The sequence below is a fragment of the Pedobacter psychroterrae genome (assembly GCF_004331695.1).
Lineage (GTDB): Bacteria > Bacteroidota > Bacteroidia > Sphingobacteriales > Sphingobacteriaceae > Pedobacter > Pedobacter psychroterrae.
Window position 1 is genome coordinate 1 of sequence record NZ_SJSL01000011.1, and the last position, 20281, is coordinate 20281.

Here is a 20281-nt window from a genome sequence, read left to right on the forward strand (position 1 = left end):
TGGCATCTTAAAAACAGAATTTGGCCTGTATCAGACATTCCAATCTTATTCCAAGGCGGTGGGACCGGTCTGCAAGGCAATAGAAAAATATAACAACGTAAGACCCCACATGAGCTGTGAAATGATGACACCCGACAAAAGACACAACCAGGAATTTAGCCAATACCAAAAAAACAGTGTAAGGGCATATCTGTATGATGAAAATTTGATGTAAGGATATATCAGTATATCTTTTTATAATTGTAAGGATTTAACCGTTTAACTATCCGATTTTTGTAAGGACAATTCAGTATAAGACATTCTGTTTGTCTTCAATCTGTGTACTTATCACCTTCGGACGGGCAACTAACCATCATCGGGCCAGCTGCGGCTCACAATCGGGTTTTTCCGAGCGTGGTCCGAACCTGAGCCGAACCTGAGCCGAAGCTGGCCCGAAGCTGAAAGGGTAGCAGACCGTTAACAAATGAGACGATTCCTCAATTTGTTCCTAATATGGCTATACCCAAATCATTCGCAAACATTCTGCAAATCATTTCTCAAAGGCTAATTTTTGTTTAAAATATTACGGGCGAATTAAGTAAATTGCCTTATGAAATTATCCTCTCTGGTTACACTTTTGTTGCTGATGATGTCTTTGCAGGGCTTTTCTCAGCTTCAATTGCAGCTGGACCCTACGCCTTTTATGCAGGGGGTGGAGATGGGCAAGGTGATAGTGTGTAAAGACGACCAATCGGTATGGGCGCTGTCCGCTGCAGGCAAGGTGTATGTAAAGCGTGCTGCGGATTCCGATTTTTCTCTGTATGCACCTATGAGTGCGCGCACAGTGATTGACCTGGATGGATATAGCTACAATGAAATGTATTTTCTGACGGCCCCGGCCACCATTTACTATTTTAAGAATCAGGTGGGTACCACTATGAGCCTTTCTAGCGTAACAAAAATAAACAATATCGCGATAGTTTATGGCTCGCAGAACAGTACATTGACGGGTTACTATGACAACCGCGACTGGCTTGCTGCGGCTACAAGTACGGGCATCCATCCGATCTTTAGAAATGATATAACTGGTTCTGCGCCGGCTCCGCTTGGCGGAATGCCGGTATTAGCAGGTAATCCTGAATGGCGTATTACCAATTCAGGCTTTAAATCTATTGACTTTCAATTTAAACATCAGAGCACTGATCCCTGTGCGGGTGCAACTACACATCAGTATTACAATATGATAGGTAGTAATTATAAGACAACGCGACTACCTGAAGCGCCTTCGCCCAATGATGTGGTAACCTGCACTTACTTTGAAGCTCCGTTTAATCACGCTAAGAATGGTGGCAGTACCCTGATAAACTTTTGGGGTACTATGGATGGCTTGTATGCCATGTCCCCGGATGGCTGCGCTGGTGACGAGTCAAAGTTGCTGGGTGGTAAGGCAATCTATGACATTGAGGAAATTTACGGGATGCGCGATGTGATGAACGACAAGTTTGTATTGGTGGCTACCAGTGAGGGTTTGTTCTATACACCTTCCCGGCTTTTAGGAAACCAGAAGTTTGATTTTCAGTTCACAAACTTAGTGTCTGCCAATGCTGCTCTGGGCAAGGTGCTGAGTATTGCTACGGAAATTAAGGAGGAAAATAACCTCTGCCAGAAGGTGATCTGGCTGGCTACCGCTAACGGAATAAGAAAGCTAACGGCAAATATGACTTCTGAACTCCTTGCAAGACCAGGTATGCTAACCTATTACGAGCCCTCGCTTAACCCGCAAATAACAATCTATAGAATGTGTAAAGACAGGGAAATTAGGATAACGGCCAACGTACCGAGTGATTACCTCGGCAAATATCAGATCTCCTGGCTTAAAAATAATGTGGAGGTGATGGATTTAAGAGATAAGGCAGACGTATTTATTAAGGAGTACGGAGATTACGAATTCAGATTGACCGAGATCTGCAGCGGTGCATTTACGAAGCTTGGAAATATCTTTCTTCTCAGGGCAGAGGATCCGGAAATAACATTTAAAAACAACGGGGACATAAATATTTGCGCAGGTGGGAGCACTACTTTCACAACTAAGAAGCCCGCAGATAATTCATACAATTATCAATGGGTGCGCAATGGGGTAGACATTGACAATGCGACAAACAATACTTATACGGCTAGTTTGCCTGGGATGTATAAGGTGAAGGTAGGCAATTGCATGGAGACTTTTTTTGAATCGGAGGAGGTAAGGGTGAACGTTGCTGATATGGATATACCTGTGATCACGCGAAGCAACAATAAGTCGCTCTGCTTTGGTGAAACCGTAAACCTGAGCATACCGGTGGTAAACGGGGCTACCTATAAATGGAATTCGGGCGAGACTACTGCTGCCATTGATGTGAAGAAGACGGGTAACTATAGGGTAGAGGTGAAAATGGGCACCTGCGGGGTGGTCAGTGAATATGTAAATGTAACGGTAGCAGATGAAATAGTGCTGGACAAGGTGCCTGATGTAAAGATCTGCGTGCTGAGGCAGGACCAGGTGAAATTGACGGCAGCGGATGGCTATGCTTTTTATACCTGGAATGGCCTGAGGGGTACTGATACTGTATTTACCGTAAGCCAGCCTGGGCAGTATACACTTGAAATTGAGGACCTGAATGGTTGCAAGGCAAATACAGTTTATGTAGTCTTGTCTTACTGCGCTGTGCTGGCCCCTCCCAATGCGTTTAGCCCCAACGGTGATGGTACCAACGATCTGTGGGTGGTAGAAGGCCTCGAGGCTGATCCGGATGCCACAATTATAGTATACAATCGCTTTGGTGTGCAGGTTTTCAGCACCAAGGGGAGCAAGCCTGTATGGGATGGTAGGTCGCACAATGTAGAGGTGCCGGCAGGCGTTTATTACTATGTAGTTACTTCAAAGAATGTATCAAAGCCGTTAAAGGGAGCAATAAGTGTAATCAGATAAAGTATTTTACCTATATTAGTTAGCAAAATTATAAATGTTATGAAAAAACTATTTGTATTGACCCTTATTGCAGGGCTATTTACGGCAGGGGCAGTGTCTGCTCAGGAGAAAAAAGAAGATAAAAGCAAGCGGCCAAGTCCGCCTGCAGTGGCTACAGGAACTATAAAATCTGGTGCTGAGATCACTATTGATTATAGCCAGCCATCGGTGAAAGGCAGGACCATTGGTGCTGAAATTGCTCCCTATGGGAAAGTTTGGCGCACAGGAGCCAACGAAGCAACCACATTTAAGGTAAGCAAAGATGTGAAGGTAGAAGGCAAAGCCCTTGCTGCAGGTCTGTATTCGCTGCACTCGGTTCCGGGTGAGAAAGAGTGGACAATCATCTTTAACAAAACTGCAAACCAATGGGGTTCTTATGAGTACAAAGAAGCTGATGATGTGCTGAGAGTAGCGGTAAAACCTGCTAAAGCAGCTGCAGCTACAGAGAAGATGACCTTTTCGATCGATAAATCTGGTAAGGTAAGCTTACTCTGGGGTAATGTTATTGTTCCATTTAACGTAAAATAAACCTGATTATTTTGATAAAGAGGGCGCCAATAGCTAATTGGCGCCCTCTTTTATTTAAATACATTCTAAATAGCTCTTAATTACAGCATAATGACAGTGGAGCAAAGGCGTCTTATTACTTTTGTTTCGCTAAAAATAACAGGATAACAGATTTTGGAATATTTAAAGATCATTGCTTTTACGCATAAACAGATTGACCTTAAGTCTTTGGGTAAATTGGTAATATGTGAGCAGACGCTGGATGACAGGTTGAGAAACCTTCAGGCAGAGTTGGGCGTTAAAGAAATATTCTACGTTGGTACCTGCAACCGGGTCGAATTTGTATTCACTTCTGCAAGTGAAGTAGATAAAGCTTTTATACATCGTTTTCTAACCGTGCTGGATATGGGACTGCCAGTCGAATATATGGATCAGTTTGTAGAAAACGTTTCTGTATATGAAAAGGGGGAGGCTTTTAACCATCTGCTCCGCACTTCATGCTCTTTAGAGAGTTTGGTAGTAGGGGAAAAGGAAATACTGGCCCAGATCCGTAAGGCATATGAGGCTTGCCGAGTGGCCGGATTTACGGGCGACTATATGCGGATGATCATGAACCGGGTAGTGAAAACGGCTAAAGAGGTATATACGCATACCAATATCTCTAAAAATCCTGTGTCTATCGTTTCCCTGGCCTACCGTAAGCTACGCGATTTAAAGTTGTGCGCCAATGATGCCAAATTGCTCATCATAGGTGCAGGTGAAACCAACAAGAATCTGGCCCAGTACCTGAAAAAACATAAATACACTAATTTCTCTATATTCAACCGTACACTGGAAAATGCTGAATCACTGGCCAAAGAGCTGAACGGGAAAGCATATCCGCTTACGGAACTTCAAAACTATACCAATGGCTTTGATGTGATCATCACCTGCACAGGTGCTACTGAGCCGATCATTACTGAAGAAATCTATAAAAGCCTTCTAAACGGCGATACGGGCAAGAAGGTCATTGTTGACCTCGCCATTCCAAATGATACTGCACCTGAGGTGCTGGAGAATCACCCCATCCATTACATAGAGGTGGAGTCGCTGAAAGAGGTAGCCCGCAAAAATATTCAGGAACGATATGATGAGCTGATCAATGCGGAGCACATCATTGAAGAAAATATCAATGATTTTGAACTGGTAATGCGCCACCGTAAGATAGAAATTGCGATGAGCAGCGTGCCTCAGAAAATTAAAGAAATCAAGCATAAAGCCATCAATGGTGTCTTTGCCGATGAAATAAATAACCTTGATGAAAACTCAAGATTGGTGCTGGAACGTGTAATGAACTACATGGAAAAAAAATACATCAGCGTACCAATGGTTATGGCAAAGGAGATATTGGTAAAGAATAGCTAAATTCGCGACAAAATTAGCATCACGTGAAAAGACTTACTATCGGTACTAGGGGCAGTGACCTCGCTTTATGGCAAGCCAATTATATCAAAGATCTACTGGCAGGGATCGGCGTGGAAGCCGAATTAAAGATTATTAAAACACAGGGAGACAAGATACTGAACTTACGGTTGGACAAACTGGAAGGGAAAGGTTTTTTTACCAAAGAGCTGGAAGAGGAACTGCTTGATGGTACTATTGATATCGCAGTTCATTCGCATAAAGATTTGCCTACCAATCATCCGGCAGGCCTCATCATTGCTGCGGTACCGGAGCGCGAAGATCCTTCTGAATTATTACTAATTTTAAAAGATTGTGTGGATGTTACCCAAAAGCTTTCGTTGAAAACGGGCGCTATGGTGGGAACATCGTCTAACAGGCGTAAGGCTCAGTTGCTGGCACTACGTCCTGATTTAAATATTGAAGACCTAAGGGGCAATGTGCCTACCAGGATCGGAAAACTGCGCGATGAAGATTATGATGCGATCTTGCTGGCCAAGGCTGGAGTAAACCGTTTACAGATAGATCTTTCTGAATTTCATGTGGAGGTGGTAGATACTACTGAACTGGTGCCTGCTCCTGCACAGGGTGCACTGGCGATACAGATCAGGGAAAATGATACGGAATTATTTGATTTACTCCAGAAGATCCATCACCGGGAAACTGCAGAAGAAATAGCGGTAGAGCGTAAGGTGCTCAACCTGTTTGAGGGTGGATGCCACATGCCGCTTGGCTGCTATTGTAAAAAAGAAAACGGGCAGTTTGAAGTATGGACTTCTAAAGCGGAGACCGATGAGCATTTTCCGGACAGGTTGTTTTACAGGGTAGATAACCTGGAAGGCCTGGCAGAAAAGATAGTCAGTAAGTTTGCTGCCGACAGAAAAAAGCCCGCTAAGGTTTTTATTTCAAGAGAGATCGGCGAGCATAGTTATTTTAGAAAGGCACTGGAAAAACACAAAATAGAAATAGAAGGCAGGTCATTGATCCGTACTTTCCCTATTGTAAATAAACTGGACCCTTTCTATCTGAAAAACATAGACTGGATCTTTTTCAGCAGCAGAAATGCGGTAGATTACTTCTTCAAACTGGAGCCGGTCCTTTCTAAAAAGATCAGGTTTGGCGTAGTGGGAAGAGGATCGGAAGATGCATTGCGCAAGCATGGTCACCTGGCCGGCTTTGTTGGCGAAAGCGGGGACATTGAGGAGATAGCTGGGGAGTTTGCTAAACTGGTTGCAGGGCAGCGGGTGATGTTCCCCCGTGCACAGGACTCACTGCTGAGCATTCAGAAGTCGCTTGGAGAGGATACTAAAGTTATTGATTTACCTATATATGAAACTGTGGTGGAGGATGATATAGACCAGACGCATGCTGATGTGCTGATCTTTACCAGCCCCTCTAATGTGGATGCATATTTTGCAGACAATTTGCTGGATCCCGGACAGCAGGTGATAGCCATCGGTAATTCTACAGGTAAAAAGTTTGAGGAAATGGGTGTTAAATACAGCCTGCCTTATTCTCCTGATGAGATTGGATTGTCCGAAGCTGTATTCGGAATTGATATAAAATAAAATTATGTTGCACCGCCCACGTAGATTGAGAAAGAATCCTGTAGTAAGGGAGATGGTAGCTGAAACACGGTTATCAAAAGACATGTTCATTTATCCGTACTTTGTAGTGCCTGGTAAAAATGTAGTTCATGCGCTGGATGCCATGCCGGGCATCAGCCATTTTTCTGAGGATACCCTGATCAAAGATGTGGAAGAGGGCTTGAAACTTGGGGTAAACAAGATCATGCTTTTTGGGGTGGGTGATGAGAAAAGTGCAGATGCTAAGTCTGCCTATCATGATCATTCCCTGGTGCCTTCGGCAGTTCGCACGCTGAAAAAAGCTTTTGGTGATGACCTTTATGTAGTGACAGATGTGTGTGTGTGTTCTTACACTACCCACGGGCACTGTGGTATTCTCGAAAATGATTATGTGCAGAATGATGCTACAGTAGAAGTAATTGCCAAAATGGGGCTGACCCATGCACAGGCCGGAGCGGATATGCTGGCTCCTTCGGATATGATGGACGGAAGGGTAGGCGCGATGAGGAGTGTGCTGGATGGTGCCGGGTTTGTAAATACGGCAATCATGTCGCATGCTACGAAATTTGCATCGGCTTATTATGGCCCCTTCAGGGAAGCTGCAGATTGCGCGCCTAGTAAGGGTGATAGAAAAGCTTACCAGATGGATTTCAGGAACGGCAATGAGGCAGTAAGAGAAGCGTTGCTGGATGAGAGCGAGGGTGCCGATGTGCTGATGGTGAAACCTGCACTGGCCTATCTGGATGTGATCCATAAGCTTAAACAACATACAGATTTGCCGATTGCATGTTACAATGTATCTGGAGAGTACTCCATGGTAAAAGCAGCAGCAGCAAAAGGCTGGATAGATGAACAAAAAGTAGTGATGGAGACCATGCATGCATTTGCACGTGCCGGGGCAAGCATTATAACAACTTACCATATAAGGGATATTGTAGAAAAGAATTGGATGTAATATGTTAGAGTCTTTAAAAAAAATGTTTTCGGGAAATGAAGGGGAAGTGCCGGTAAATACGGGCAGCAAACCGGATATATCAAGGGAGAAGTCGGCAGAGTTGTACGAGAAAGCTAAGAACTATTTTCCGGGAGGAGTTAATTCCCCGGTCAGGGCCTTTAAATCAGTATATGGTACACCATTGTTCATCCAAAAGGGTGATGGTTGCTTTGTATGGGATGCGGACGGCAACCAGTTTATAGACTTTTGCGGCAGTTGGGGGCCATTGATACTCGGGCATAACAATGCTAAAGTCCGTGAGAAGGTGACTGAGGTAATGCAGAACGGAATGAGCTTTGGTGCGCCAACTGCACTGGAAAATGAGCTTGCCGAGCTGATCATTAAGAACAACAAGTTTGTAGAGAAGATCAGGTTTACCAGTTCAGGTACGGAGGCGGTAATGTCGGCCATCAGGCTGGCTCGTGGCTATACCGGCCGAGATAAGATTATCAAGTTTGAAGGTTGCTATCATGGCCACAGCGATTCACTGCTGGTAAAGGCAGGATCGGGACTGGTTACTTTTGGAGAAACTTCTTCTGCGGGTGTGCCTAAATCTTTTGCACAGGAAACTATTGTTATTCCTCTGAATGACACAAAAGCTTTGGAAGGAGCATTTGAACAATTTAAAGATCAGGTGGCGGCGGTGATCATTGAAGGCATCCCTGCTAACAACGGATTGCTGATGCAGGATGTAGAATATGTGCAGTTTCTGCAAAAGATCTGTAATGACAACAAAGCTTTATTAATATTTGACGAGGTAATCACCGGATTCAGGTTGGGATTTGAAGGTGCAGCAGGACATTATGGCATTAAGCCTGACATTGTTACCTATGGTAAAATTATCGGTGGTGGATTGCCTGTAGGAATGTATGGAGCTTCGGCAGAAATAATGGGACATATATCGCCAGATGGAGGCGTTTATCAGGCAGGTACGTTGTCGGGAAATCCGGTAGCAATGGCTGCAGGGATTGCTCAGTTGACCGAGTTGCTGCGTTCTGGTTTTTATAAAGAACTAAATACCAAGACCACCGAATTTGCCGATAGCATCCAGCGTTTTGCTACCGCCAGAAACTATAAATTTAAAGTATTTCAAATAGGTTCTATCTTTTGGCTGGCCTTTACCGAGAAGGAAAAGATCCAGTGCGCGGAGGATATCGATCCGGCAAGCATGGAGAAATTTAAGGTAATGCACAGGGAACTGCTGAACAGGGGTATTTACCTCGGCCCATCAGGTTATGAAGTAGGTTTTGTATCGGCATCACATACTAAAATAGAACTGGAAAAGGCCAAAAGGGCAATATTTGATAGTCTGGACGTAGTTTTTAGAAACAAGTAATTTTTGAGTATCTGAGTAATTTTATCTAAGTTTATAAAGCAGAATAATTAACAAACCGTGAAGAAATCAATCGTAATATTTTATTTTCTATTGCTGTACTCACTGGTGCAACTGATATCATGGGGAACCCTGGTAGTGAGGTTGGAGAAGTCCAGAATGGCGATGGTGATGGGTGAGGGATCGGTATTTCTGTTCTTACTCTGCATAGGTGCTTATTTCCTGCATAAGGCGATCAAGAAAGAAGATAAGCTCAGAGAACAGCAGCAGAATTTTTTACTTTCTGTAACACATGAGCTTAAATCGCCGTTGGCGGCTATAAAATTATCTTTGCAGACTATCGTAAAACGTGATCTGGATAAAGCCAGGCAAACTTCTTTACTAAACAATTCATTGAAGGACATTGAGCGCCTGGATGACCTGGTAGAGAACATGCTGCTGGCGACTAAGATAGAAAATCGCTCTTATTCCTTTCCTAAGGAGGAATTTGACCTTTCAGATATGGTGTCTAAAATCACTGACCGCCTGCAGATCCATTCATGTGGCTGTGAGCAGATCATTACACCCAAGATACAGCCGGGTGTGAAAGTAGTGGGAGACGAGTTTACACTTTCATCGGTGGTTACGAACCTGGTGGAAAATGCTGTGAAATATTCTGGACCTTGTGCAGAGGTGGGAGTAGAATTGACGAACAAAGATGGGCATCCGTTTTTGAGGGTAACTGACAAAGGGCCAGGTATTCCTGATGACGAAAAGATGCTGATTTTTGACAAATTTTACCGTGTTGGTGATGAGAATGTCAGAAAATCTAAAGGAACAGGTTTAGGCCTGTTTATTGTTAAGGAAGTTCTACAACACCATGACGCTGATATCAGCGTTAAAGATAACGTACCGCAAGGTGCAATTTTTGAAATAACATTTAGCTGATTATGCCACAGAAACTAAGAATACTTCTGGTTGAAGATGAAGACCACCTACTGGATGCGATAAAATTAAACCTTGAATTGGAAGGTTATAAAGTTCACGCTGTAAAAGACGGAAAGACTGCGTTGAAAGTTTTTAAAGAAGAACGTTTTAACCTGATCATACTGGATGTAATGCTCCCTGAGATGGATGGCTTCCAGGTTTGCGAAACCATTCGTCTGGAAAATACCGAAGTTCCGATTCTCTTCTTAACGGCTAAAAATACAAGTGAAGACCGCGTAATGGGTCTGAAGAAAGGTGCGGATGACTATCTGGTTAAACCGTTTAACCTCGAAGAACTGATCCTTAGGGTAGGTATTTTGGTGAAACGCAGCATGAAAGCAGATGATCTGAAAGAACTGAACTCCTACAAGATCGGTGATAAAACCATTTATTTCAATTCATTTGAATTGAAACAAGATGATGGGGTAATCGTACCGCTTACTAAAAAAGAAACCATGCTGCTTAAATTACTGATCGAACGTAAGAACGAGGCAGTATCGCGTGAGCAGATCCTGGAGACAGTATGGAACTATGATGTTTATCCGTCTACCCGTACCATCGACAACTTTATATTGACCTTCCGCAAGTACTTTGAGCCTGATCAAAAGAATCCGGTATACTTTCATTCAATAAGAGGCGTAGGTTATAAATTCACTGATATTCATTAATGTATAACTCCAGAGGCAGGTATGCCCTGATGGCACTCTTTGTGGTTGCCGCCATCGTATGCCTTTTTTTAGATCAGATTCAACTGGCGGCTTTGGCCGGTTTATTTTTTGCGTTTGTTGTATGGAGCCATTATAAACACAGCTCCATTTTACAGGCATCAAAACATTTTAGAAACGGTAACCACGAGAAGGCAGAAAGCCTGCTGGCTGAAGTGCCCAATCCCGATAGGCTGGCGAGAAACAGACGTGGTTACTATGAGTTTATGCTTGCAAATATTGCCCTGAAAAAAGAAGAGTACGATGTTGCCGAAACTCATTTTCAGATAGCCAGCCGTTTTCCTTTGGGCGGTAAGAATGATAAGGCCTTTGTACTAATACACCTGGCCAATCTCGCCCTTAGAAAGAAGGACAAGGAAAGGGCAACTGCTTATGTAAGCAAAGCAAAAGAACTGGCCAATACCCCAAAAGCACAAGAGATTATTATTAAAATAGAGCAAGAAGCAAATAGCTTATAAAAACCCAATAGACATAGATGAACACGTTATTTTTAGATGCAGCATTTTCAAAGCAAACAGAACGCCCACCGGTATGGATGATGCGCCAGGCAGGCCGTTTTATGCCAGAGTACTGGGAAATCAAAAACAAATATTCCTTCCTGGAGATGTGCAAAACGCCAGAGATTGCTGCTGATGTAACGATGTTACCTGTTGACCTGTTGGGCATAGATGCAGCCATTTTGTTTTCTGATATTTTGGTTACGGGTGAAGCAATGGGTGGCGATCTGAGTTTTACTCAGGGGGTAGGTCCTAAGTTTGCCAATCCGGTACGCACCTTAAAAGATGTCGACGCGCTTGAAGTAGATGTTTTAGATCGGTTGCAGTATGTAGCAGATGCCATTAAGGTGATCCAGCAGCGTTTGAATGGTAGCATCCCGTTGATTGGATTTGCCGGTGCGCCATTTACGGTAATGAGTTACCTGGTAGAAGGTGGTTCTTCTAAAGATTTTAAGCTGACCAAGCTGCTGATGCACAATCAGCCTGAGGTGGCACATAAGCTGTTGGCAAAAATTGCCAAAGTTACTGCTGATTACCTCAATCTGCAGATCGCTGCGGGGGTAAATGCAGTTCAAATATTTGACAGCTGGGCGTTGGCTTTGTCATGGAATGATTATCAGGAGTTTTCACACAGGTATATTCAGGAAATCATCAGCAATCTGAATAGAAAAGATATTCCGGTCATCTCTTTTTGCAAAGGCAGTTCGGTATTTGCACCGATTATGGCTGAAGCGAAACCCGATGTGATCTCGGTAGACTGGAATGCAGACCTGCTGAATATTAAAAACAGCCTTCCTGCGGGTATCGCTGTGCAGGGCAATTTAGATCCGCATATCCTGTATGCAGATAAACCTGTTATTAAAAAGGAAATACTCAGATTATTTGAGCGCATGCGCGGAGAAAAAGGATTTATCTTTAACCTGGGACATGGCATTATGCCCGATATTCCTTTTGATCATGTGAAATATGCCATCGAGGTAATCAAAGAATTTAAATATTAAATTTAAATGGAGCAGTACTACCTGTATGTCCTTTCTGTTCATATCATCTTCGTAGTAAGCTGGATGGCCGGATTGTTCTATAGTGTACGCCTGTTCATTTATCACACCGAAGCCGAAGACAGGCCTGAAATTGAACGTACCATTCTTCAAAAAGAGTACGAAAAGATAGAGGCAAAGCTTTGGAATATCATTACTACACCGGCGATGGCACTAACTGTCCTTGCCGGTGCAGGTATGGTCTGTATCAGGCCATACACGCTGCAGATGCCCTGGTTTCACGTAAAACTGGCTTTTGTAGTGCTGTTGCTGATCTATCATTTCATTTGTCAGAAGATCATGAAGCAGCTAAAGCAAGGTAAATGCAAAATCAGCTCCTTTAAATTACGTTTATGGAATGAAGTGGCGACTGTGCTGCTTGTTGCCATTGTGTTTACCGTTGTGCTTAAAAGTGCGGTCAACTGGATCTACGGTCTGATAGGTCTTATCCTTTTCTCCGCAGTAATTATGATCGCTGTAAAATGGTACAAACACTACCGCAAAAAGCACGACTGCTAGCGATCTCCTTCCCCCTCTGTACCGGAGAAAAAAAATATTTTCAACTTCATGCAACCTTTATATTAGTGTCGCCATCTTCTATATACCAAACACACAATGAAATTGACGCAATATAACATAGACGAACTATTGGAGGGATGCAAAGCAGGCAACCGGAAGATGCAGGAAGCGCTTTATAAGCAAACTGCATCCAAGATGATGGCTGTCTGCATGCGCTACGCCAAAGATAGGATGGAAGCAGAAGATGTATTACAGATTGGGTACATCAAGATCTTCCAGAAGGTAAAAGACTACCGGGGAGACGGTTCTTTTGAAGGATGGATAAGAAGGATTATGGTAAATACCGCAATAGAAAGTTACCGTAAAAACCTGAGGTCACTAAATGTAGTGCCTATTGAAGATGCATATGAACAGCCGGCTACAGGTTTTGACTTTAGCAGACTGGGAATGCAGGACCTGATGAAAGTGATACAAAAACTGGCAGATGGTTACAGAATGGTTTTCAATATGTACATCATAGAGGGATACTCACACAAGGAAATAGCCGAAACACTGGGCATTTCTGAAGGAGCAAGTAAATCGCAATTGTCGAGGGCAAGAGCAATATTAAAAGAAGAGATTTTAAAAATGGAGGGCATAAATTATGCAACACATGCAGGATAAAGAATTTGATCAGTTATTTAGGGATAAGTTTGAGGATGCTGAAATAGAACCATCAGCTAATCTATGGGGTAATATAGCACAGGAACTGGAACCGCGTAAAAAAAGGGTATTGCCAATATACTGGATGGCAGCTGCGGTAGCAATAGTAGCGGTGTCGGTTGGCCTGCTGATGCCTGAAAAAGAAACCATCAGACTGCAGGGTTCGGACTTTGCTACTACTACGTCAGTTACTGAGCCAGTAGTAAAGCCGGAGAATGCAGGTATCACAACTGATAAATCATCAGATGAAAATGTGTCTAAAAGCACTCCTTTAGTGATCGCTCCGCGTTTGACGGCAGCTGATGTGGAAAAAGATTTTGTGGCCATGCAACCAAAAGTATCCAAAGTTCATCCTGTTAATATGGAGCCTGAAATTGTACAGTCGGTAGTTAGCCAAATAGTGAATGAAGCGGCGGTTCCTGAAGCTGATATAGTGATCGCAAGTGCAAATGTTCCGGATGAAAGTAATGCAATTACCGAAACTGAAACTGCCGAGCGCAAAGGAATCAGAAATGTGGGCGACATAGTGAATTACGTAGTAGACAAAGTAGATAAAAGAGAAAAGAAGTTTTTAAAGTTCAATACAGACGATGACGATAATTCATCTTTGGTAGCGATCAACATAGGTATTTTAAGGTTTAACAAAAGATCAGATAAATAACACACACAAACAAACAAGATAATGAGACATCTAATATTTTCAGCACTTTTGGTAAGCGGGCTTGCCGGTGCTTCAGCGCTAAACTCAAATGCACAGGGAAAGGTTGATACCACTGTGACCACAGTGACTACCACCACCACTACCACCACTAATAATGGAAAAAAAGAAGGTAAATTTACCCTGACCATTGGCAGTGATCACATTGGAGGACCTAAAAAAGACAGCCTAAAAATTGCCGATGCAAATAAAGGACGTTTTGTAGGGGGTATCACATTTACCAGGGTAGATTTGGGTTATACCCGGCTTATCGACAACGGCAGCTTTACCTTATCACCTGAAAATGACTTCTTAGATTATCGTGGCGGAAAAACCAGTACTTTCTCTTTCGATATTTTACAGATGGGATACCGTTTTAGCCAGAACTTTAAGATCTATGTAGCAGGAGGTTTCGATTGGACACATATCAGACTGAACAAAGACATCACCATCCAAAGAAACCAAAATACATTGACCTATGTAGAAGACGAGATTCATTTCTCGAAAAATCGTTTCTCCAGCAGTTATGTGCACATCCCACTAAACTTTGAATTGAGAACAAAAGAGAATAGCAACGGTAAAAGATTTTACTTTGTAGCCGGACCTGAAGTTAGCTTTTTACTAAATGGAAAAGTAAAACAAGTAAGTAATGAACGCGGAAAAGAGAAATTTAAAGATGACTATAATTTCCAGGCCTTAAGATATGGCGCTACTGCCAGGTTTGGATATGACGGAATAGGCTTGTTTACGAAATTCTATTTCAATGACATGTTTGCCACGACAGCCCAAAAAGGCCTGACAAATATGGCCTTCGGTATCACCTTCGGCTTGAACTAAGCTATATCTAGAATCTAAAAACACACACACACAAATGATTTCAATCCCGTAGCCCGGAGCTACGGGATTTTTTATTTCTTATCTTTACCCTGTGGAAGAACAGATCATCGTTGTTAAAAACCTTACAAAACAATACCATGCCGGCCAGAATGCAGGTGTACGAAATGTAAACTTTGCTATAAAGAGAGGTAGTATTGTAGCCATCATAGGTGAAAGCGGTAGCGGAAAATCTACACTGCTGAAGTGCATTTACGGATTGCTGAAGGTAGACGAAGGGGAGATCCTCCTGAATGGTAAAAGAATCCTTGGCCCTGACGAGCAACTGATCCCCGGTCATAAGGAGATGAAGATGGTGACCCAGGATTTTTCATTGAACATCTATGCCAAAGTATACGATAATATTGCCTCCATGCTGTCCAATACCAATGTGCAGAGTAAGCATGATAAGACCATGGAGATGATGCAGCACCTGCACATTGAACACCTGAAGGATAAGAAGATTACCCAGCTAAGTGGGGGTGAGCAGCAGCGTGTGGCCATAGCCAAAGCGCTGGTAAGTGATACGTCGGTTTTGCTACTTGACGAGCCGTTCAGCCAGGTAGATGCTTTATTGAAGAACCAGTTGCGCGCCGATATCAAAAGAATTGCTGCAGAAACTGGCGTTACGGTGATCATGGTTTCGCACGATCCTGCAGACGGTTTGTTTTTGTCTGACGAATTACTGATCATAAAAGACGGACATTTGCTTCAGCATGGGAAGCCAGCTCATATATACAATCATCCCGATCATATTTATACCGCCCAGATTCTTGGAAATGCAGTGGTACTGCCGCATGAAGATGCAGCGAAGCTGGGTATGGAAATCAATGAAGGCCATGCGGTATTTTACCCTGAATGGGTGGAACTGAAAAGCTCCTGGAACAGCAGGCGTTTTGAGGTAAAAGATGTGTATTATAAAGGGTTTTATGAGGAATTGCTCCTGGAACGCAATGGCGTAAAAATTAGGGCTATACAGCTGAACAGGGGAGAGCATAAAAAAAACGACCATGTTCAAGCGAACATTGGTCGTTTTTTAAGTAAATAAAATTTAACTATTTATAAGAAACAATATCAATGATTACGGTTCTGTTATAGAATCGTTCTTCAGGTGTATTGTTGTCAAATGGCGACTTATCTTCCGCTTCTCCTAAACCTGAAGTTTCAAACTTTACATTTGATTTGCCGGCTTTGGTTAATGAAGCTTCGAGAATTTGTTGCGCCTGTCTGGCCCTTCTGTCAGATAGTTTTGTATTGTAGTCTTCCGTACCGATAATATCGGTATGACCGTGTATGATCACTGTAGATCCATCTGCTATAAGTGGTGCTACTACATTTTCCAGAAACTGCCTGTAAGTAGCAACAGTGGTAGATTTATTAAAATTGAACAGGATGCTATGGCGTAAACCATTCTCTACCTGTTCCTCCTGAATTGCCAAATGCACAGCGCCTTCTTTTCTGATGGCAGCCCCACTTTTTGTCGTACCTGACAGCACAACTTTATAGTCTCCGCTTGTTTTATCGCCGAGTATGGTTTTTCCTGGTATGCTTTCCTGATTTTTTGTAAATGGTCCAAAATGCTGTACTTTACCACTTTCATCTGTGAGGTCTATTGAGTAAGCACTAAGTACATTTTCGGCTTTATCTACATTGAAAACAACATGACTGTCCATAGGATCAGACTGGGTAGTATTCATCTGCACCGGCTTCATCATTCCACCGCCAACTTCCATCATCAATTCCGGAGAAGTGCTTTGGATGTCAACTCTGCGGTCTCCTGCTCTTAGCAATGCTAGTTCTTTATTTCCTCCGGGTTGTTCTGATGGAACTAAAGGTTTGATGCGGCCATTAATGGCAATTCTGCTCGGGTCAATCTGAAATACATCTACCAGATAAGTTTTCATATTGGAAGCAAACAGTTTGCCTTCATCCGCACCTTTTAGCGAAGCTCCGCTCAAAGTGATCTTTGCCTGCGGGTTAGACCTCATACGGTCACCGATGATATTAAGGACGTTATAGTAGACGTTTAACTGCCTGGCCGAGCGTCCGGTTAGGGTAGCAGATTGCTCTTCCTGCAGCTGGACTTCTTTAAAATTCTGTGCCTGTTCCTTAGAGAGCACGACATAACGGCTTGGTATCTCAGCAGTTCCTTCATCAAAAAACACATAGTTTAATAAAGGAAGTGTTTCACTTACTACACGCTTCATCAGGATAGTTTTAGGCGCGCGCACGGCGAAGCTCACGTCAGCAGTCGGTGCTACCGGTGCTACTGTCGTAGTTTCTTCTCTTACCACTTTCTTTCCTTTACCGAGTTTTAACGCAATACCTGCCCGTACTGTACTCACCGACCAGCTTTCTATGCTTCTAACATCTTGTCCGAAATACGGATGGTAGGAAACAAAAGGAGAGATCACAAATTTCGTAGTGCTGCTTGCTGGGGAAACCTGAATATCATACCCGATACCCGCCTGTCCGGAAATAACCGTTTTACGCATTTCACTAAACTCCGCATCCGTATTAGGTTGCTTAAGCTGGGTATAAGAAAAGTCCTTTTCTAAATTAATGCCAACACGGGGGCCAGCAAACATATAGAAATTACCGCCACCGGGACTAAAACGCAAGCTCGGTTCGATGGTCAAATAACTCGTATTCGTTTTTAAGGTTGCTGGGCAATCACATGGCGCGATTACATCATAAAATTTACCTCCGCGACCGTCATAACCGAGGTTCAATAAGCCGCCCCACACATTGCCGGGACGGTATTCTATTAAAAATGAACCAAATGGCTTAACACCATCACCTTTATGAAATGCAGCGGGCACGATCAGCGAGCTGTTGAGCCTCTGGGTAGTACCTTCATAGAAGTTAACATTTGCACCTCCTGAAATACCAAACCACCATTTTGGCTGTGTAGTAGTTTGTGCGAATACACTTGTCTGCACAAGCAGTGTCATCACACAGCCGATAGCAATTTTTTGAATAATTTTATTTATGGATATCATATGTTTTTTAAATTATTTTCTTTGTTGAGGATCTGATTAGTTAGCAGGAACATTGATGGTTGTATTTACCATGGTAACAGAAGCAACCAAAGAAAGTGCTCTACCATTCAATACTGTTTGCACTGCATTTCCAGCTGTGGAGAAAGTTACTCCGGCTGATGAAATGATGGTTCCTGTCATAATTCCACCGCCTGCAGCGTTGATTACTGCAGCACTACCAACATACCAATATACATTTTTAGCCTGCGCACCGCCAGTCAATATAACGCTTTTAGCACCAGTAGGACCAGCTATGCCGACTGTAAGACCTGCTGCTGTCTGGAAAATCCATTCCGCATTGGCATCTCCTTTAGCGTCAAGCGTAAGGTTGCCATTCGTTATTTTAAAGGTTCCGCTTGCTGATTTATATACGCCTGGAGCCAATGTTAATCCGCCCAGTTCACCTGCGCCAGGATCTGTACCACCAGGTTTTGATGCTGGCGAAATACTGTTGTAAGCGATATTTGCATCAGCTAATCCTTTTTGAGCTACTGCAAACGATGTTGCAGTTCCCGGAGCGGGAGGCGCCGTATAAATTCTGCCTTTTACATTACCGACATTAAGTGGAGTTTCTGTATAGATATCACCGGTTGTTCCGTCATGAAATCCTGTGATCAAGGTCGAAGCTCCTGTTGTGCCGATGCTACCATTGTTGATCACTGTATTGAGTCCCTGATTGGTTATTCCAGCGCTTCCGCCGAATGCACCAAACAGAGCCGCGCTTCCCAATATAGATGGAGGTGGAACTACGGGGATTAATGTGAAGTTTGCAGTGATGCTTTTATTGGCGTTCATTACCACTGTAAGCGGATTTACTGAGCCCGTAGCGTCATTGCTCCATGAGGTAAACACGTAGCCTGCATTTGGAGTGGCCGTAAGTATAACTGTCGCACCATGATTGTAAGTAGCCTGGTTAGGAACTTTAAGCACCGTCCCATTTTCGGCGGTTACCGTCAACGTATAAGTATTGCGGACAAAGTTTGCTACCAGCGTTCGGTTTGTTGTAAGTGCAAAAGTATAGCTTGCGCTTGTTGATACCACTGTTCCGGATGTTTTATCAGTCCAGTTTGTGAAAGTGTATCCGGTATTTTTTGTAGCCAGAATGGTTACAGATGTACCTGAAGCATACGATCCCTCTCCGTCAGTAGTTCCACCAGCAGCAGGGCTGGACGATAAGATTACTGCAAACTGAGAAGCAGGTACCTGTTTGAAATTGGCTACAAATGTCCTGTTGGCTGTCAAGTTAAACTGGAAACTCGAACTGGTTGAAACAATTACCCCATTTTCTGTCCAGTTCATAAATGTATAACCTGTATTAGCGGACGCAGTGATTGTTACTAGCGTACCAGTGGCATAAGAACCTGAACCGGTGGTCGTTCCGCCTGCTGCAGGACTGGATGACAGGTTTACTGCAAAGTTACCAATAGGCACTGCTGTGAAATTGGCCACTAGCGTTCTGTTTGCTGCGATGGTGAACTGATAGCTCGAACTGGTAGATACTTCCGTTCCGTTTTCCGTCCAGTTGGTAAAAGTATAGCCCGTATTTGGTGTAGCTACCACTGTTGCAGATGAACCTTGTGCAAATGTACCACCTCCGGAAGTTGTTCCTCCGATAGCGGGGTTAGCTGATAAACTTATTAGGGGAATAGTGGTAAAACTCCAAACATAATCACTGACCATAGCGGTATGAAATATGTCTTTAGCTCCCGTGGTGACTGTGCCTGAGTATACAGCAAATGGCAATAAAGCCACATCAGGTTTAAAAATGAAAGTCTTTGCATCTGCACCCTGACGATACTTGCCTGATACTAGGGTTGCCCCTTGCTTGATGGTAAATGTAGTGCTATTAATGCTTGAAGAATCCATTTCCGTATTGAACGTAATAGAAATTTCTTTATTAAGTGCCACATCTACTGCCTTGTCCATCGGATCAGTCGAAACAATTACCGGACAAAGACCAACGACTTCGCCTTCAAAATCATCCTTTTTACATCCTGCTACCAAGGTAGCGAGCACTACTAAAGAAGAGAAGATCAAAAGACCTAATTTGGAATAGCGCGGGTGCATGCGCAAAGAACTGCAACCCTGGATTAAAGTAATTTTTTTGTTCATTTTGTGTAGATTATTTATTTGTACTCATGAGGGTATAAACAACGATATTTGGTCATTTAAAGAGTACAGGATGATTTTGTTTTAACCCCTCAATTACCAATGGAGTTTACAAAACGGATGCCCTTATTATTTCAAAATAAAGCGCAAATGGAGAATTATAGCTGGGACACTAACATTCGCATAATAGCCTATAGCTCTAGCGTCAAAACTTTAATTATATATCTACCTATGTAATATTTTAATTAAGGAAGACATATTTTCTAAAT

18 protein-coding genes are annotated in these 20281 nt (G+C 43.1%); 16 read left to right on the forward strand and 2 right to left on the reverse strand.

From position 1 onward, the window contains the following. The 16 genes from EZ437_RS21785 to EZ437_RS21140 all read left to right on the forward strand — a co-directional run. The coding region (locus EZ437_RS21785; protein WP_225869647.1) for an integrase core domain-containing protein at nucleotides 1-214 on the forward strand (214 nt) is incomplete at its 5' end. Between the two features lie 375 nt (nucleotides 215-589). After that, nucleotides 590-2947 carry a gliding motility-associated C-terminal domain-containing protein gene (locus tag EZ437_RS21070; protein ID WP_131598114.1) on the forward strand — a complete coding sequence of 786 codons (2358 nt, stop codon included), beginning with the start codon at nucleotides 590-592 and terminating at the stop codon, nucleotides 2945-2947. A 39-nt stretch (nucleotides 2948-2986) separates the two neighbouring features. Continuing rightward, nucleotides 2987-3514, forward strand: a complete 528-nt coding sequence (locus EZ437_RS21075) for a DUF2911 domain-containing protein (RefSeq protein WP_131598115.1) — start codon at nucleotides 2987-2989, stop codon at nucleotides 3512-3514. A 153-nt stretch (nucleotides 3515-3667) separates the two neighbouring features. Next, nucleotides 3668-4897: a glutamyl-tRNA reductase gene (hemA, locus tag EZ437_RS21080; protein ID WP_131598116.1), complete on the forward strand. Its 1230-nt coding sequence runs from the start codon at nucleotides 3668-3670 to the stop codon at nucleotides 4895-4897. Between the two features lie 23 nt (nucleotides 4898-4920). After that, nucleotides 4921-6501, forward strand: coding sequence for a hydroxymethylbilane synthase (hemC, locus tag EZ437_RS21085; protein ID WP_131598117.1), 1581 nt, complete (start codon nucleotides 4921-4923; stop codon nucleotides 6499-6501). Between the two features lie 4 nt (nucleotides 6502-6505). Next, a complete protein-coding gene (gene hemB, locus EZ437_RS21090; protein ID WP_131598118.1) occupies nucleotides 6506-7474 on the forward strand; it encodes a porphobilinogen synthase in 969 nt (322 codons plus the stop codon). Between the two features lies 1 nt (nucleotide 7475). Next, entirely contained in the window at nucleotides 7476-8849 is a 1374-nt protein-coding gene (gene hemL, locus EZ437_RS21095; RefSeq protein ID WP_131598119.1) for a glutamate-1-semialdehyde 2,1-aminomutase, read from the forward strand. Between the two features lie 57 nt (nucleotides 8850-8906). Next, nucleotides 8907-9773 (forward strand): sensor histidine kinase, encoded by an 867-nt coding sequence (locus EZ437_RS21100; protein ID WP_131598120.1) that lies wholly within the window; start codon nucleotides 8907-8909, stop codon nucleotides 9771-9773. A gap of 2 nt (nucleotides 9774-9775) precedes the next feature. Beyond that, nucleotides 9776-10480, forward strand: a complete 705-nt coding sequence (locus EZ437_RS21105) for a response regulator transcription factor (protein ID WP_108203296.1) — start codon at nucleotides 9776-9778, stop codon at nucleotides 10478-10480. Continuing rightward, on the forward strand, nucleotides 10480-10995 hold the full coding sequence (locus EZ437_RS21110) for a hypothetical protein (RefSeq protein ID WP_131598121.1): 516 nt from the start codon (nucleotides 10480-10482) through the stop codon (nucleotides 10993-10995). Before EZ437_RS21105 ends, EZ437_RS21110 begins: the two co-directional genes overlap by 1 nt. 17 nt (nucleotides 10996-11012) lie before the next feature. Then, a complete protein-coding gene (hemE, locus tag EZ437_RS21115; RefSeq protein ID WP_131598122.1) occupies nucleotides 11013-12035 on the forward strand; it encodes a uroporphyrinogen decarboxylase in 1023 nt (340 codons plus the stop codon). A 6-nt stretch (nucleotides 12036-12041) separates the two neighbouring features. After that, nucleotides 12042-12590 carry a protoporphyrinogen oxidase HemJ gene (gene hemJ / locus EZ437_RS21120; protein WP_131598123.1) on the forward strand — a complete coding sequence of 183 codons (549 nt, stop codon included), beginning with the start codon at nucleotides 12042-12044 and terminating at the stop codon, nucleotides 12588-12590. A 96-nt stretch (nucleotides 12591-12686) separates the two neighbouring features. Then, nucleotides 12687-13253 carry an RNA polymerase sigma factor gene (locus tag EZ437_RS21125; protein ID WP_131598124.1) on the forward strand — a complete coding sequence of 189 codons (567 nt, stop codon included), beginning with the start codon at nucleotides 12687-12689 and terminating at the stop codon, nucleotides 13251-13253. Beyond that, on the forward strand, nucleotides 13243-13953 hold the full coding sequence (locus EZ437_RS21130; protein WP_131598125.1) for a hypothetical protein: 711 nt from the start codon (nucleotides 13243-13245) through the stop codon (nucleotides 13951-13953). Before EZ437_RS21125 ends, EZ437_RS21130 begins: the two co-directional genes overlap by 11 nt. Nucleotides 13954-13974: 21 nt before the next feature. Beyond that, nucleotides 13975-14826 carry an outer membrane beta-barrel protein gene (locus EZ437_RS21135; protein ID WP_131598126.1) on the forward strand — a complete coding sequence of 284 codons (852 nt, stop codon included), beginning with the start codon at nucleotides 13975-13977 and terminating at the stop codon, nucleotides 14824-14826. 91 nt (nucleotides 14827-14917) lie between these two features. Then, on the forward strand, nucleotides 14918-15910 hold the full coding sequence (locus EZ437_RS21140) for an ABC transporter ATP-binding protein (RefSeq protein ID WP_131598127.1): 993 nt from the start codon (nucleotides 14918-14920) through the stop codon (nucleotides 15908-15910). Between the two features lie 7 nt (nucleotides 15911-15917). Here EZ437_RS21140 and EZ437_RS21145 read toward each other — a convergent pair whose 3' ends face one another. Next, nucleotides 15918-17864, reverse strand: a complete 1947-nt coding sequence (locus EZ437_RS21145) for an OmpA family protein (protein ID WP_131598128.1) — start codon at nucleotides 17862-17864, stop codon at nucleotides 15918-15920. Between the two features lie 36 nt (nucleotides 17865-17900). Beyond that, entirely contained in the window at nucleotides 17901-20015 is a 2115-nt protein-coding gene (locus tag EZ437_RS21150; protein WP_131598129.1) for an InlB B-repeat-containing protein, read from the reverse strand. Nucleotides 20016-20281 lie beyond the last annotated feature (266 nt).

Coding starts and splice junctions, on each gene's coding strand:
- EZ437_RS21145 (WP_131598128.1), bottom strand. CDS start 17,864: ATGATATCCATAAATAAAATTATTCAAAAAATTGCTATCGGCTGTGTG.
- EZ437_RS21105 (WP_108203296.1), top strand. CDS start 9,776: ATGCCACAGAAACTAAGAATACTTCTGGTTGAAGATGAAGACCACCTA.
- hemJ (WP_131598123.1), top strand. CDS start 12,042: ATGGAGCAGTACTACCTGTATGTCCTTTCTGTTCATATCATCTTCGTA.
- EZ437_RS21070 (WP_131598114.1), top strand. CDS start 590: ATGAAATTATCCTCTCTGGTTACACTTTTGTTGCTGATGATGTCTTTG.
- EZ437_RS21125 (WP_131598124.1), top strand. CDS start 12,687: ATGAAATTGACGCAATATAACATAGACGAACTATTGGAGGGATGCAAA.
- EZ437_RS21130 (WP_131598125.1), top strand. CDS start 13,243: ATGCAGGATAAAGAATTTGATCAGTTATTTAGGGATAAGTTTGAGGAT.
- EZ437_RS21150 (WP_131598129.1), bottom strand. CDS start 20,015: ATGAACAAAAAAATTACTTTAATCCAGGGTTGCAGTTCTTTGCGCATG.
- EZ437_RS21110 (WP_131598121.1), top strand. CDS start 10,480: ATGTATAACTCCAGAGGCAGGTATGCCCTGATGGCACTCTTTGTGGTT.
- EZ437_RS21075 (WP_131598115.1), top strand. CDS start 2,987: ATGAAAAAACTATTTGTATTGACCCTTATTGCAGGGCTATTTACGGCA.
- hemE (WP_131598122.1), top strand. CDS start 11,013: ATGAACACGTTATTTTTAGATGCAGCATTTTCAAAGCAAACAGAACGC.
- hemB (WP_131598118.1), top strand. CDS start 6,506: ATGTTGCACCGCCCACGTAGATTGAGAAAGAATCCTGTAGTAAGGGAG.
- EZ437_RS21135 (WP_131598126.1), top strand. CDS start 13,975: ATGAGACATCTAATATTTTCAGCACTTTTGGTAAGCGGGCTTGCCGGT.
- hemL (WP_131598119.1), top strand. CDS start 7,476: ATGTTAGAGTCTTTAAAAAAAATGTTTTCGGGAAATGAAGGGGAAGTG.